The 14,550-nt window shown below is 65.0% G+C and carries 13 protein-coding genes; 5 read left to right on the top strand and 8 right to left on the bottom strand.

The window, feature by feature from the left end; all coding sequences use genetic code 11:
- Positions 1-3: 3 nt before the first annotated feature.
- The 3 genes from FGE21_RS08850 to FGE21_RS08840 all read right to left on the bottom strand — a co-directional run bounded on the left by FGE21_RS08850 (position 4) and on the right by FGE21_RS08840 (position 1,982).
- Positions 4-825 carry an arginyltransferase gene (locus tag FGE21_RS08850; protein ID WP_139662929.1) on the bottom strand — a complete coding sequence of 274 codons (822 nt, stop codon included), beginning with the start codon at positions 823-825 and terminating at the stop codon, positions 4-6.
- Between the two features lie 160 nt (positions 826-985).
- On the bottom strand, positions 986-1,417 hold the full coding sequence (locus tag FGE21_RS08845; RefSeq protein ID WP_139662928.1) for an RDD family protein: 432 nt from the start codon (positions 1,415-1,417) through the stop codon (positions 986-988).
- Between the two features lie 121 nt (positions 1,418-1,538).
- Positions 1,539-1,982, bottom strand: a complete 444-nt coding sequence (locus FGE21_RS08840) for a DUF2852 domain-containing protein (RefSeq protein ID WP_139662927.1) — start codon at positions 1,980-1,982, stop codon at positions 1,539-1,541.
- A 765-nt stretch (positions 1,983-2,747) separates the two neighbouring features.
- Here FGE21_RS08840 and FGE21_RS08835 point away from each other — a divergent pair.
- The 5 genes from FGE21_RS08835 to FGE21_RS08815 all read left to right on the top strand — a co-directional run bounded on the left by FGE21_RS08835 (position 2,748) and on the right by FGE21_RS08815 (position 8,597).
- Positions 2,748-5,678: a glutamine-synthetase adenylyltransferase gene (locus FGE21_RS08835; protein ID WP_139662926.1), complete on the top strand. Its 2,931-nt coding sequence runs from the start codon at positions 2,748-2,750 to the stop codon at positions 5,676-5,678.
- On the top strand, positions 5,675-6,076 hold the full coding sequence (locus tag FGE21_RS08830; protein WP_370285589.1) for a hypothetical protein: 402 nt from the start codon (positions 5,675-5,677) through the stop codon (positions 6,074-6,076). The genes FGE21_RS08835 and FGE21_RS08830 overlap by 4 nt, the downstream gene beginning before the upstream one ends.
- Before the next feature lie 188 nt (positions 6,077-6,264).
- Complete coding sequence (locus tag FGE21_RS08825; protein ID WP_139662925.1) at positions 6,265-6,501, top strand: hypothetical protein; 237 nt, start codon at positions 6,265-6,267, stop codon at positions 6,499-6,501.
- Between the two features lie 229 nt (positions 6,502-6,730).
- Positions 6,731-7,966, top strand: a complete 1,236-nt coding sequence (locus FGE21_RS08820; protein ID WP_255731462.1) for an RSP_2647 family RNA methyltransferase — start codon at positions 6,731-6,733, stop codon at positions 7,964-7,966.
- Between the two features lie 46 nt (positions 7,967-8,012).
- On the top strand, positions 8,013-8,597 hold the full coding sequence (locus tag FGE21_RS08815) for an RSP_2648 family PIN domain-containing protein (RefSeq protein WP_139662924.1): 585 nt from the start codon (positions 8,013-8,015) through the stop codon (positions 8,595-8,597).
- 258 nt (positions 8,598-8,855) lie between these two features.
- On the opposite strand, the gene FGE21_RS08810 is transcribed toward FGE21_RS08815, so the two are convergent.
- The 5 genes from FGE21_RS08810 to FGE21_RS08795 form a co-directional block, all read right to left on the bottom strand.
- Positions 8,856-9,845, bottom strand: coding sequence for an LLM class flavin-dependent oxidoreductase (locus tag FGE21_RS08810; protein WP_139662923.1), 990 nt, complete (start codon positions 9,843-9,845; stop codon positions 8,856-8,858).
- Positions 9,846-10,077: 232 nt separating this feature from the next.
- Entirely contained in the window at positions 10,078-10,764 is a 687-nt protein-coding gene (locus FGE21_RS08805; RefSeq protein ID WP_139662922.1) for a M48 family metallopeptidase, read from the bottom strand.
- Between the two features lie 552 nt (positions 10,765-11,316).
- Positions 11,317-12,501, bottom strand: a complete 1,185-nt coding sequence (locus FGE21_RS08800; RefSeq protein WP_139662921.1) for a VWA domain-containing protein — start codon at positions 12,499-12,501, stop codon at positions 11,317-11,319.
- Positions 12,502-12,568: 67 nt separating this feature from the next.
- Entirely contained in the window at positions 12,569-12,742 is a 174-nt protein-coding gene (locus FGE21_RS20050; protein WP_176695395.1) for a hypothetical protein, read from the bottom strand.
- A 236-nt stretch (positions 12,743-12,978) separates the two neighbouring features.
- Positions 12,979-14,355 (bottom strand): DUF2927 domain-containing protein, encoded by a 1,377-nt coding sequence (locus FGE21_RS08795; RefSeq protein ID WP_139662971.1) that lies wholly within the window; start codon positions 14,353-14,355, stop codon positions 12,979-12,981.
- Positions 14,356-14,550: the final 195 nt, after the last annotated feature.

Raw genomic sequence — 14,550 nt, 5'->3', positions numbered from 1 at the left:
AGACTACCTTCTGCGCGGCTGCCCTTGCGGCAGTTGGATATTGGCGACCTGCTCTGCGATCGGAGCATTGCTGAGGGGATGCTGGTCCGCCTCAAAGGCTGCCGGATCCTTGACCGGAATCCAGCCGCCGCCGAAATACACCTCAAGCCCGGCGAACTTGGCCTTGTAGCCCATCTTCTGGCTGCCGGGCACCCAATAGCCGAGATAGACATAGGGCAGCCCCGCTTCGCGTGCGATCTCGATATGATCCAGCACCATGAATGTCCCGAGCGACTGCTGCGGCAAATCCGGCGCATAGTAGGAATAGACCATGCTCAGACCATCATCGAGCACATCAGTGAGCGAAACCGCCGTGAGCGCATTGTTCTCCGGGTTGAGATATTCCACCACACGGGTCCGGATCGGGGTCTCTTCGACCATGGCGGCGTATTCGAACACATCCATATCCGCCATGCCGCCATCGGCGTGACGTTCGTCCAGATAGCGGCGAAACAACGCGTATTGATCCTCGGTGGCCCAGGGCGAGGTGGCCCGGCGCTCCAGATGCCGGTTGCGGTTCAGCGTCTTGCGCTGGCTGCGCGTCGCGGAAAAGGCCGAGACATTGATCCGCGCCGACATGCAGGCCGAGCAGTCAGAACAGGACGGCCGATAGAGCACATTCTGCGAGCGGCGAAACCCCTGCTGGCTGAGCGAGCTGTTCAGCTGATCGACCCCGTCCCCCTGCAACGCGGTAAAGAGCTTTCGCTCCATCCTGCCATCCAGATAGGGACAGGGCTGCGGGGCGGTCACGTAAAACTGTGGGGCAATCGGAAGCGTATGGCGCATACGGGGAACAACGGCTTTCTGACTATTGTTGTCTGGATTGCCATGATGATAGCAACCGCCCGGCAAGTAACAAGTGGTGTTGTGCAAAAGGGTTTATTCGCGCCCGCCGCCTGGCGGACGGAAAGCGCCCCCTGCACCCACCGCGTCAGGACCCACCGCGTCAGGCGCGCCGTTTCAGCATCACCGTGCCGAGGATATGGTCAGTCAGCCCCTGGCCCCGTGCGCTCGTCAGCATCAGCAGGATCGAGACCACCTGCAGCACAACCACCGCCATCGACACCGTGTAGCCCACCGTATGCAGAAACGCCGTTCCCCCATCGAGGCGGCTACCGGAATATTCCCGCAGCTCGATCCCGCAGAACCGCATGCCAAGGGTCGCGGATCCGTTGCTCAGCGTGGCGACCCGGTAGATGAAGCCGACAACAAAATAGAGCGCAGGCCACATCAACAGGCCGAGAAATGCGGTGAACGGCACTACGAGGGCTGCGAGGATGAAGATCAGCACGCTGTCGATCAGAAAGGAAAACAGACGCTTGGCGGTGACGCCGTCATAAAATTCGGCCTGTACGTCCGGGTCGGGGAGGGCGGTCATCAGGGGCTCCTGCGGATGGGATGGCTCCTCCGCCCAAAGGCGGAGGCATCGGTGGTATCAGTCTGCTCATGGACCCAGAGAGGCTGGTCAGAGCGCCAGGTCAGGGCGTCCGGGCTGAGAGTCAGGCCTGACCCGCTGCACGCTCGTCTTCGTCACCTTCTTCAGGGCTGACCTTGCGGGAGCGCTCCTCCATGAATTCGTCGAACTCGGCCTTGTCCTTGGCGGCGCGCAGCCGGGCCAGGAAGGATTCAAAATCGGTCTGCTCCTGCTCCAGACGCGCCAGCGTATCGGCCTTATAGGCATCAAACGCGCCGTTGCCGCTCGATTTCATCGCGTGAAAGCCGCGATGCATATGGGTGGATCGGTTGCGACAGCCAGATTTGAACATACGTTTACTCCATATCATATAGGCAAGAATGGCCAGCCCGACAGGCCAGAAAAAGACGAATCCCAGCACCATGGTCGCGATCCAGGCGCCTTTGCCTCTGGCATCCAGCCAGGCTTCGCTTTTTGCCAGCCAGCCCTGGTGCTGCGTCGGCGGAAGGTTGGTTGTGTAACTGGTCATCAGGTGTCTCCACTGCTTTTGGGTGGCTTTGCAGCCGCATGTAAACATCATTTACATCACCCATATGTGGTGGACCCGACCTCTCTTCAAGAGGGATGTAAATGTTTTTCACATTAACTCGCGGTGAACTCGCTGTGCGGGCGTTTGACCAAATCTCCGGCGTGGCAGGCGCGAGAGTCGGCTCGCCGCCAGCGAACATATCGCCAACAACGGGATCCGCCACGACTCTGCGCAAGACGGCGATATGCGTGAGGAGATCTCGGCAGGCGGGAATGTGACGGGTGGACGGCCTGCATGCTCTGCTGGCCAGTGCCTGATATTAATGGGCCAGATACTAGTGGGCCAGAGAGAGGTGGGCCAGATAATGGTGGACTATGGGGGGGGTGTGATCACGCCCCAAAACCACGTGTCAATGTTTACTCGTCCACACAGGCAACAGCCCGGACAGGGTACTTGTTAATTATTTCACTCGGTCCCCGAAACAGGAGCGTGACCACAGCCCGCAAGTATATCAACTTTTAGATCTGTGAAAGTAGGCAGGAGGGGGAAATTTTCCTGTCCCTGCATCATTTTCGAAATGGCAGGGCTGCGCAGTATCCGGCGCGACATGGATCATATCAGGCATTACCCTAGCACAGGATTTTTGAATTTCAATGGCTCATTTTACCAATTTTAAATTGGCCCGCGACCGGTAAATTCGCCGGAGCCGCCGCCGCCGCGTGGTTTGGGATTGACGCCCCCGGTGCCGCATCTCACTCTCCTCGCATGACAAATTCGCTTCTGCTGACCCGCTGTCCACGCCCCTATGATCCCGCCATCGGTGCCGAGGCGGTGGCGCAGCTTGGCCATCTACCTGCCGATTGGCGCGCGCTTCTGGTCGGTGCGGCCGGCAGCAGCCCCTATCTCAATGCGCTCATCCTGTCGGAGCGGGACTGGATCGAAACCGCGCTCAACGCCCCTTTCGAGGCGCGCGATCACCTGTTTCAGGCCTGTCGGGACTGTCCGCCCGACCGGTTGAAGTCGGTCTTGCGGGCGGCCAAACGGCGGGTGGCGCTCTTGTGTGCGCTGTGCGATCTCGCCGGGCACTGGCCCCTGATGGAGGTCACCACCACGCTGACGCGATTCGGCGAGCTGGCGGTGGATCTGGCGTTGAAAGCGGAAATCGCCCTGCTGATGCGGCGCAGGAAACTGCCGGGGCTCAGCGAGGACGACATCGAAACCGCCGGCGGCATGTGTGTGTTTGCGATGGGCAAGATGGGCGCCTACGAGCTGAACTACAGCTCCGACATCGATCTGATCTGCCTGTTCGACGAAACCCGCTACGCCGAGTCCGACTATCTGGAGGCCCGCCAGGCCCTCGTGCGCGCAACCCGCAACATGAGCGCAACCCTGAACGACCGCACCGCGGAGGGCTATGTCTTTCGCACCGATCTGCGTCTGCGCCCGGATCCGTCGGTGACGCCTGTGGCGCTGGCGATGGTGGCGGCGGAGCGCTACTACGAGAGCCTCGGCCGGACCTGGGAACGCGCCGCCTATATCAAGGCCCGCGCCTGTGCCGGTGACATCGCGGCGGGGGAGCGGTTCCTGCGCACCCTGACCCCCTTCGTGTGGCGGCGGCATCTGGACTTCGCCGCCATCGAGGACGCCCACAACATGCGGCTGCGCATCCGCGAGAACAAGGGCACCGGCGGGCCGATCACCGTGCCGGGCCATGACATGAAGCTCGGACGGGGCGGTATCCGCGAGATCGAGTTCTTCACCCAGACGCGACAGTTGATTGCTGGCGGGCGCGACCCCTCGCTGCGGGTTCGGGGCACGGTCGAGGGGCTGGAAGCGCTGACCCGGGCGGGCTGGATTTCGGCGGATGTCACCGACACGCTCGCCTGCCATTACCGGGCGCATCGCGAGGTGGAGCACCGGATACAGATGGTGCATGATGCCCAGACCCACCGGATGCCTTCGGCGGATGAGGGGCTGCAGCGCATCGCCTGTCTGATGGACACAGATCCGCCCGCGCTGATCGCGGAGCTGCGCGACCGGCTGCAGGAGGTCCACGCGCTGACCGAGGACTTTTTTGCCCCCTCCTGCGCCCCCCCGGCGACGGTGGCGGCGCCCGTGCCGGAGACGCTCGACCAGAGCGTCATCGCCCGCTGGCGGACCTATCCGGCGCTGCGCTCTGACCGGGGGGCGCGGATCTTTGAACGGCTGAAGCCGGAGCTGCTGGGCCGGCTTTCCCGCGCGGCACATCCGGGCGAGGCGCTGCTGGCGCTGGATGGGTTTCTGGCCGGGATGCCTGCCGGCGTGCAGCTGTTCTCCCTGTTTGAGGCGAACCCGCAACTCATTGACCTATTGGTGGATATTGTCGGCACCTCTGCGGCGTTGGCGGAATATCTGTCGCGCAATTCCTCGGTGTTTGATGCGGTGCTTGACGGCGGGTTTTTCGCGCCCTGGCCGGGACGGGCGGCATTGGTGGCCGGTCTGCAGTCGGCGCTGGCCGCCGAGTCTGATTATGAACGCCAGCTTGACCTCACCCGGCGCTGGCATCGCGAGTGGCACTTTCGCACCGGGGTGCACCATCTGCGCGGGCTGATCACTGCGGCCGAGGCGGGCCGCCACTACGCCGATCTGGCGGATGCGGTGATCACCGCGCTCTGGCCACAGGTGACGGCTCAGTTCGCCGCCAAACATGGGCCGATGCCGGGGCGGGGCTGTGTCATCCTGGGCATGGGTTCTCTGGGCGCCGGACAGCTGACGGCGACCTCGGACCTGGATCTGATCGTTATCTATGACCCGCAGGAGGCGGAGATGTCGGAGGGCAAGCGCCCGCTGGCTGTGCGCCCCTATTATGCGCGCCTCACACAGGCATTGGTGACCGCGCTCACCGCGCCGATGTCGCAGGGGCGCCTCTATGAGGTCGACATGCGGCTGCGCCCCTCCGGCAATCAGGGGCCGGTGGCCACGAGCTGGCCCAGCTTCACCCAGTATCAGGAAAATGACGCCTGGGTCTGGGAGCATCTGGCGCTGACCCGGGCCCGGGTGATCACCGGCGATCCGGATCTGGGCGCGGATGTTTCCGGGTTTCGCGGCCAGTTGCTGGCGCGGCCGCGCGACCCTGCGGATGTTCTGCGCGAGGTGGCGGAGATGCGCGCGCGACTGGCGGCCGCCAAGACGCCGGACGGCCCCTGGGACGCAAAGACCGGCCCCGGCCGGATGCTGGATATTGAACTGCTGGCGCAGGCGGGCACGCTTCTGGCGCGCACCCCAGAGAGCCGCCCCCCAGAGAGCCGCACCCCAGAGATCGAAACCGCCCCGGAAACACTCAAGGGAGAGGCGGACCCCACCGGAAGCATCGGCAGCCCCGCGGGCAGCGGCGTTTCTCGCGGGCTGCAGGCGGCTGTCGCGACCGGATGGCTCGATGCCGCGGACGAACAGGCCCTGTCCCGGGCCTATGATCTATATTGGTCGGTACAAAGCGCGGTTCGGCTGATCTCCGGCAAGGGCGCGGGGGCTGCGGTGCGCGGCGAAGGCGGCGCGGCCTTCGTGTTGCGCAGCGCAGGATTTGACCGGATCGCGGAGTTGCAACAGGCGCTGGAAGGGGCCTATGACGCCAGCGCCCGCCGTATTGACGCCTGCCTCGATGCCTGCCTTGATGCCTGTCTCGGGGCCGGCCGCGGGACCAAGGGAGAGCCGCAATGACCACCTCACCACCTGATATGACCCCACCTGAGATGACGCCCTCTGGCACGTCACAGACCGAATTCACCGCCCGGCAACTGGACCCCAAGGGGCTGATCCGGGAATCCTACCGGATCGAGGGGATCGACGCGGGTCAATGCCGCAGCATCTTTCTCGATTGGGCGCTGTCGGCACCATTGGATCAGGATACCAGGGCGGCGCTGAAGGCCCTGCTTGACCACTACGGTGCCGCGCAGGCCGACCACCCGATGACGGCGGTCCTGCGCGAAGGTCTCACCGCCGGGCGGCCCGGTGACCCCTCCGATGGGACCTCCGGCGCCGCGTCGGCCGACCACCCTGACCACCCTAACCACCGGCCAAGGCGCCGTGGTGGCTGGCGCAGCCGCCCAAGGGACTGACGCCGCTCAAGGCGGCAAGGGGCGGTCGGCTGGTACATCTGCGACCGGCATGGGGCACAGAAGCGCCACAGTTATGGTTAACAACTCCTTAAAATGTTCCGATATCGTCGGATTCCTGCCGTGTTTCAGGGGCAAAGTCTTTGGACGAGTTTAAACGGAAGGCCCGACGGGCTTGGGAGGGTTTCGTCATGATACTTACACGACTAATCGCACTATCAGGATTGGGTCTGGCGCTGGCCGCATGCGGGTCGGTCGATCTGCCGTCGCGCAATGCAACGCTGGAGCCGCTGACCGATATTGTTCCGGCCATTGCGATGCTACCCGAATTCGCGTTGGAGCAGGGCGCTATGGCGCACCCCGAGATCGGCACGCTCCGGGCGCCGCATGAGACGGCCGTCTCCGGGCTGACCGTCCACTACCCCTGAGCCAGCTCAATCCCCCGAACCGACTGGATCGTTGTGGTCTGGCCTGTGAGTGCTGGCCTGTGGAGTGCTGGCGGGTGCAGGCTGGGAGCAGGCAGGCGGCAGACAGGTTGCAGGCAGGTTGCAGACAGGCGGCAGGGACCAAGCGCAAAAGCGACAAAAAGAACGAGGCCCCCGCCAGAGGCCTCTTTTCCGTCTTGGGCAAGGGCGCGCATCAGGCTATGTGCACTGCATGACAGACGATGATCACGCCCCCGCTCCGATGCCCGCCCCCCTGCCGCGCCCGCGCGTCAAGATGAAACCCAAATCGAATGCGCGCGCGCTTCGCCACGGTTTTCCCTGGGTCTATGCCAATGAATTGGTGACCGACCGCCGCACGCGAAAGCTGGCCCCCGGTAGTCTCGCGGTGCTCGAGGACGAGGCCGGCCGCACGCTGGGCCTCGTGGCGATGAATCCCGACAGCAAGATCATCGCCCGAATGCTGGACCGCGACCCGGCGGCGCAGATCGATGTTGCGTGGTTTGCCGACCGGCTGAGCCGGGCACAGGCGCTGCGGGCGCAGCTATATGACGCGCCCGCCTATCGGCTGGTGCATGCCGAGGCGGACGGCCTGCCCGGTGTGGTGATCGACCGGTTCGGCGACACCTGCGTGGTACAGCCCAATGCGGCCTGGGCCGAGGTTCATCTGCAGGCGCTGACCGAGGCGCTGGCAGAGGTCACCGGCTGCACGGTCATTCTGAAGAATGCCTCGGGGCGGACAAGGGCGCTGGACGGGCTCGACGATGTGAGCGCGGTTCTGACAGGCACCGCCCCCGATGCGCCGGTGCCGGTGATCATGAACGGGGCCACCTATATGGCCGATCTGACCGGCGGGCAGAAGACCGGCCTGTTTTACGACCAGCGTGACAATCAGGCCTTTGCGGCGCGGCTGGTGGCGCCGGGCGCCCGGGTGCTGGATGTGTTTTCCCATGTGGGGGGCTTTGGCCTGGCGATGCTGGCAGCCGGGGCAGGGCATGCCACCTGCGTTGACGGCTCTGCAGCGGCGCTGGAACTGGCGCAGGCGGGGGCCGAGGCCTCTGGTTTTGGCGACCGTTTCACCGCCCGGCAGGGAGACGCCTTCGAGGTGTTGACCGCCCTCGGTGAGGAAGGCGCACAGTTTGATGTTGTGATCTGCGACCCGCCGGCATTTGCGCCCTCAAAACAAGCGCTTGAAGCAGGGCTGCGCGCCTATGAGCGGATCGCCAAGCTGGCGGCACCGCTGGTCGCGCCGGGCGGCTACCTGGGGCTGTGTTCCTGTTCGCATGCCGCCGATCTGACCCGGTTCCGCAATGCATCGGCGCGCGGGATCGGCAAGGGAGGGCGCCGGGCGCAACTGCTGCATACGGGCTCTGCCGGGGCAGATCACCCGCAGATGCCGCAGCTGGCCGAAAGTGGCTATCTGAAATCCGTATTCTTCCGTCTCGATTGACCAGGAAGTGACTGGGAAGTGACGGGGAACTGAAGGGGCGCGGGGAATGAAACTGCTGCTGGATACATGCGTGCTCTACCCGACCGTCATGCGGGAAATGCTCCTGGGGGCGGCGCAGCTTGGCCATTTCACGCCGCTCTGGTCAGAGCGTATTCTGGGTGAATGGGCGCGGGCTGCGGTCAAGATCGGGCCGGAGGGTCCGGCGCAGGCTCAGGCGGAGATCGCGCTTTTGCGGGCCGCCTGGCCCAAGTCCGACGTGGCCGTGAAGCCCGGCGTCGCGGCGCGGCTCTGGTTGCCGGACGAGAATGACATTCACGTCCTCGCGGCGGCGGTATCAGGTCATGCGGATGCGATTGTTACCATGAATATCAAAGACTTCCCGCGTCATCTTCTGGCGGAGGAAGGGCTGGGTCGGCAGGGTCCGGATGAGGTGCTCTATGGGCTGTGGTTGCAGGATCGCGCGGGCATAGAGGCGGTCGGTCAGCGTGTTCTGGCCGAAGCCAACCGCCTCGCCGGAAACGCCCGGTCCAGAAAGACCCAGACTGGAAAAATCCCGTCTGAGCAGATCTGGGAGATGCGGCCGCTGTTGAAAAAGGCACGTCTGCCGCGGATCGCAAAGGCCCTCGGCTAGAAAAAGGCCCTCGGCTAGAACCGGGGGCACAGGATACAGCACCGAGGCAGGGCCGTGGCAGGAATGGCATCTGGCCGCGCCGCTCCCATACTCGGGCCCCATACTCCGGCCTGCGCGCGGCCGCCTACACTGCCCGAGCTCACTGGCGAACTGGACTGGTGAACTTGGCTGGCGTCCAGTCCCGCGTCCGCTCTGACCCGCGTCCGGTCCGACTTTCCCGAACAAGTCCGTTCCTGTCAGACGCGCGCCGCCGACAGGCTAGACGTCGGCAAGGATCTCTGCCGCGATTTCAAATGATCTGAGGCGCGCGCTGTGGTCGTGGATCTGGCCGGTCAGGATCACCTCATCCGGTCGGAACCTCTCGATCAGCTGCGACAGCTCGGCGCGGACAGTGTCCATGCTGCCGGTGGCCGAGATCGACAGGGCCTCATTCACGCCAAGCAGGACCTCCGGGCTGAGGTGGTGAGAGATGTCGTCGACGGGGGCGGGCAATTTGCCCGGCGTGCCCAATCGCAACCGGGCAAAGGCCTGCTGCATGGTGGTGCGCAGCCGTTCCCCTTCGGCATCCGTCCCGGCCGCAAAGACATTGATCGCCATCATTGCGGTGGGCTGGTCCAGCGTGGCGGAGGGGCGAAATTGCCGACGGTAGACCTCCAGCGCCTGTTCGAGCGCTGCAGGCGCAAAGTGACTGGCAAAGGCATAGGGCAGCCCCAACATGGCCGCCAACTGCGCCCCATAGAGGCTGGATCCGAGCATCCAGACCGGCACGTTGGTGCCTTCGCCGGGGATCGCGCGCAGCTGCGCCCCCTCAGTCCGTGGCCCGAGAAAGGCAATCAATTCCTGCACATCCTGCGGGAACCGGTCCCCGGCTTCGGTGGACAGCCCGCGCCGCATGGCGCGCATCGCCGCCATATCCGTGCCCGGCGCGCGTCCGAGCCCGAGATCGATCCGGGGGCCGTGGAGTTCCGCCAGCGTGCCAAAGGCTTCTGCCACCATATAAGGCGCGTGGTTGGGCAGCATGATGCCACCGGCTCCGACCCGCATTGTCGCGGTGGCCTGGGCGATATGGCCGATCATCACCGCCGTCGCGGCGCTGGCGATGCCGGGCATGTTGTGATGTTCCGCCAGCCAGAACCGGTGGTAGCCCCAGCTTTCGGCGTGGCGCGCCAGGTCCGCGCTGTTCTTCAGCGCCTGCGCCGTGGTGGTTCCCTCCGGGACGGGGGCGAGATCGAGGACGGAATAGCGCATGAACCTTCTCCTTGCTGGAAGGCCCAAGGTGGGGGCGCGCGGTGGAGCTTGCAAGGGGGCGGAGGCGGTGTCAGGGCGGTTGCCGTTGCGGCAGCTTGACCGGGGTTTGTCCGAGGTTTGGCTGGTGCGTTTCGGTCAGCGTGTTTCGACCTGAGCATTTCAGCCAGTGCGTTTCAACCAGCGCGTTTTGGGCCGGTTCGTTTTGAGCCGATAGGTTGCGGCTCCTGCGCGTTCAGGGCGTGCCCCATTTCGCCTCCAGCCGCTCCAGCGCGGCGATCCGCTCGTCGGTCTTCGGGTGGCTCATCAACCAGGCGGGCGCCATGCCGGAGCGCGCATTGGTCAGCGCTTCGAGCTTGCGGAAGAGGCTTTTCTGGGGCGCGACGCCGATGCCTGCTTTGGTGAGCAGCGCGGCGGCATATTCATCGGCCTCATATTCATCGCCGCGGGACAGGCGCGCCGCCAGCAGGTTGGCGAGCATTCCCGCGATCCAGGGGCCGACGATGGGCACATAGCGGCCGAGCACCATCATCAGAACCGTACGCAGCGCATTCTGTCCCGAGAAGTCAATCATCCGCTTGCGGGCGTGGCCGAGCGCCACGTGGCCGAGCTCATGCGCGATCACCGAGGTCAGTTCCGCGTCCGTGACCTCGCCGTTGCGGAACTTGCGGTAAAATCCCCGGGTGATGAAGATCCGCCCGTCGGGCGCCGCCAGCCCGTTCACCGGGTCGATTTCATAGATGTAGACCGGGATGCGCGGCAGTTCCAGTGCGGCGGCAAGCCGGTCGGTCATCTGCTTCAGCCGGGGATCTGCCAGCTCGGTGGAGCGGGCGTCCAGTTCACGGTGGGTGCGCCAGACCGAAAGCCGGTACATGACCAACCCGTAGATCACGGCGAGAAGGATGGGCGTCAATCTGAGCATGGTCCAGATATGGGCGGGTTTCGCGGGGCGGACAAGGTGTTTGCTGACTATTCCTGTCGCGAGGTGCTCTGTCGTTGCGGCAGCAACATGATGGGGCGGGGCGCAGGAGCCTTCTGGCGGTGATGGATGCGCCCGGTTTGGCGGTCGGCTGAGGTTTTGCGCTGCGCTCCGCGCATCGCGAGGGGGCGGGGGCCGCGCCTTCGGCGCGGCCCCCGCCCGGCCCAACGCTTTGGAGGGAGGCTATGCCTCATGACAAAGGGGCGGGAGCGCCCCCCGTGCTGTGAAACGCGACGCGGGTCCGTCATAGGGTGGCTGTGGGAAAATGTCAGCCTTCCTGACCTGTTGTTTCGCACGCGAAACACAACGTCAGAAGGGCTGATACTTTTTGTGGTCCCTGACCGGCGCAGCCCACCCAGATGGAGGTTGCCCAGTCAGAGGACGCCGTATTTGCGACATCGCAAGGCGCAAGGCGCAAGACGCAAGGGAAGGCGAAATCGCAAGGCGCAAAAGACAAGGCGCAGAGGGCGCAGGGTCGCCGCCGACGGCCAGGGGTCAGCGGATCAGCTCTTTCATGCCGCGATCCAGTCCGGCGAGGGTCATCGGCACCATGCGGCCTTCGAAGATTTCGCGGATCATGCTGATCGAATGGGTGTAGTCCCATTGCGCCTCGGGCACGGGATTGATCCACAGATGCGCCCCCCATTGTGCCCGGGCCCGTTCGAGCCAGACCTGACCGGCCTCCTGGTTCCAATGCTCGTTGGCGCCGCCGGGATAGGCGATCTCGTAGGGGGACATCGAGGCATCGCCCACAAAGATACATTTGTAGTCCGGCCCATACGTCCGGAGCACCTCATGGGTGGGGGTCTGCGCCTCCCAGCGGCGGCGATTGTCGCGCCAGACCCCTTCGTAGATGCAATTGTGGAAGTAGAAATACTCCAGATGCTTGAATTCCGACCGCGCGGCGGAAAACAACTCCTCCACCACTTTGATATGCGGGTCCATGGAGCCCCCCACATCGAGAAACAACAGGACCTTGACCGCATTGTGCCGCTCGGGCCGTGTCTTCACATCCAGATAGCCGTGTTCGGCAGTGGAGCGGATGGTGCCGTCGAGGTCCAGCTCATCCCGGGCCCCCTCCCGCACCCAGCGGCGCAGGCGTTTCAGGGCGACCTTGATGTTGCGGGTGCCCAGTTCCACATCACCGTCAAGGTTGCGGAAATCGCGTTTGTCCCAGACCTTGACGGCGCGCTGGTGGCGGCTTTCCTTCTGGCCGATGCGCACCCCCTCGGGATTGTAGCCATAGGCCCCAAAGGGCGAGGTGCCGGCCGTTCCGATCCATTTGTTGCCGCCCTGATGACGCCCCTTCTGCTCCTTGAGCCGCTCCTTGAGCGTTTCCATCAGCTTGTCAAAGCCGCCGAGGGCCTCGATTTCCTGCCGTTCCTCGGGGCTGAGGTGTTTCTCCGCCATTTTGCGCAGCCAGTCCTCGGGGAGATCAACCGCATCGATCACGGCCTCGGCGGGGATTGCCTCCAGCCCTTTGAACGTCTGTGCAAAGGCGCGGTCGAATTTGTCGAGGTTGCGTTCATCCTTGACCATCACCGTGCGCGCGAGGAAGTAAAACGCCTCGATGTCATAGGTGGCCAGCCCGGCCTTCAGCCCTTCGAGAAAGGCGAGGTATTCCCGCAGGGAGACGGGCACGGCAGCCGCGCGCAGGTTCTCGAAAAAGGGCTGGAACATGGCGTTCTCCGATCCGCGGCGCGAGGCGTCGTGCGGGGTGGTATGAGGCCCGGTGAGGCGCGGGGGGTCAGGGGCTGACGATCATACGGTGGGCAATGATGGTGGCGAGCAGGCCGAGAATACCAAAGATCATGGCGTAGACAGCCCCGTATTGCAGCATATCGGCAAGGTTGCCGCCACGTTTGCGGGCCTTGAAGGCGCCGAGGGCCGCGCCAGAGAGGAGTGCGAGGATCACGATCATGTGGGTCTTCCCGGTGCTTGCGTCCTGCGGCGGCGGGCTTTTCCGGTAGCGGCCGAAGGATCTGTGACAAATGGTTCTGCCGCGTATAGCGCGGCCGTGCCGCCAGTGCAAAGACCCGTGCAACGATGGATGCAAGGGCGGGGGCAAGCACGGGGGCGAGTACGGGGGCAGGCACGGGGGGCGAACAGCCCTCTCAGGCCCCACATCCATACCCGCCTGGGGCCGGTTTGGTCGGATCAGCGCAGGGTGGCGGCGGCAGTGGTGGCGGCCGTCCGGTGGCGCAGTTGATGGTCTATCGTCGCCTCGGTGCCCAGCCCGTAGAGCGCCCAGCCAATGCTGTCAGAGCGCAATGCCGCAGCCTCGCGGCGATGGCCCCGGGCGTCGGCGAGGCGGGCCTTCATCATCAGGAGGGTCGACAGGAGTGCGGCGTTTTGTCCGGCTTTTGCCGCAGGCATCGCCTGATCGAGCAGCCGCGCGGCGCTGTCATACTCTGCGGCCTGAAGCGCAAAGGCGGCCAGACGGGACTGGATCAGCGCCCGGTGATTGGCGGTGTCGGGCCCCTGACCGAAAAAGGTGAGCGCGGTGCGGAAATGCGCCTCTGCGAGCCCGGTGTCGCGGCTCTGTTCGGTGCGGCCCAGCAGAAAGTGGCCAAAGGCGCGGCGATGATCATGCCAGCCGAGATCGCGGGCTATCCGGGCGGCCTCATGGGCGGCGCGGCTGCGGGTCGCGTCGGAGCCATAGGCGCCAAGGGCGGTTTCCACCGCTGTGATCCAGGCTCTCGGGGTTTCGGGGAGCGGGGCGGAGCGGCGCGTCTCGCCTGCGGGATTGAGCCGGGCGAGAATGGCCGGAATGCGGGCGGCGACCTCTGGGCGGGTCATGCCGGTCGTCAGCGCAGGGTCATAGGTGGCGCGCAGCATCAGCATGTCAAAGCCGGTCAGAATGGCGTGGATGTTGTCGTCATTGAAGACGGAATCGGGCAATCGGTAGAGGTCATTGAGGGGCCCCAGCGCCTGAGCCAGCTCTTCGTGCAGACAGTCCCGCAGCTCTTGCGGGCTGACGTCGTTGGGGACGAAGATCGCGAGCCGGTCGCGGCGGCGGAGGCTTTTCCAATCGGTCTGCAGCGCGCGGCGATTGCGGCGGTATTCGTCAAGCGAGCTGACATTGGGAACCACGAAACAGGCCGCCTGAGGCAGGACCCGCTGGATGCGGTCGCGGCTCACGGCCTCGATCGTGATGCGGGCCTCGGCGGGCGGGGTGAGGCGGATATCGATCCCGGCTTCGCGGCGCAGGCGGCGCAGCAGCGCCTCCAGATCCGGGCGCAGCGTCGCGGTCGGGCTGCCGGTGACGGCGACGCCGATGGGCATCTCGAACCGTGTCAGCACCGGCAATGTGCTGCCGCCCTCAAGACGGAAATGCAGGTCCAGAAAATCGCGGGCCATATCGGAGTTGGACCGTTGCGGGGCCAGAGCGGCGGTGGTGGCAAAGGTGCGGATCGGAGGCAGGGAGAGCGCATTCCCCGCAGCGGCGCGGGTGGGGGGCGGGCCACCATCGCTGCAGGCGCCGGCCAGAAGCGCCAGCCCGAGAGCCGCCAGCAGGGCGGGACGGATCCTCATCCGCAGGCTGAGCAACGTTGTCCGCGGGCTGCGCAACGTCGCCCGCAAGGCGGGCAACAGGGCGTCCGGAAAAAACTGTATCAAGGTCACTCGTAATACTCGCCTCGTCTCCATAGCCGTCTTCGTCGACCTGTCTTCCACGCCGACCTTCCACGCCGACCTTTCCGCGCGCGCTCTTGCCGCGCACGCCGTCCG

Source organism: Phaeobacter sp. B1627, from assembly GCF_006265095.1.
GTDB lineage: Bacteria > Pseudomonadota > Alphaproteobacteria > Rhodobacterales > Rhodobacteraceae > Epibacterium.
Note: the sequence above shows the minus strand (reverse complement) of the source record. Positions and strands in the feature narration are given on the sequence as shown.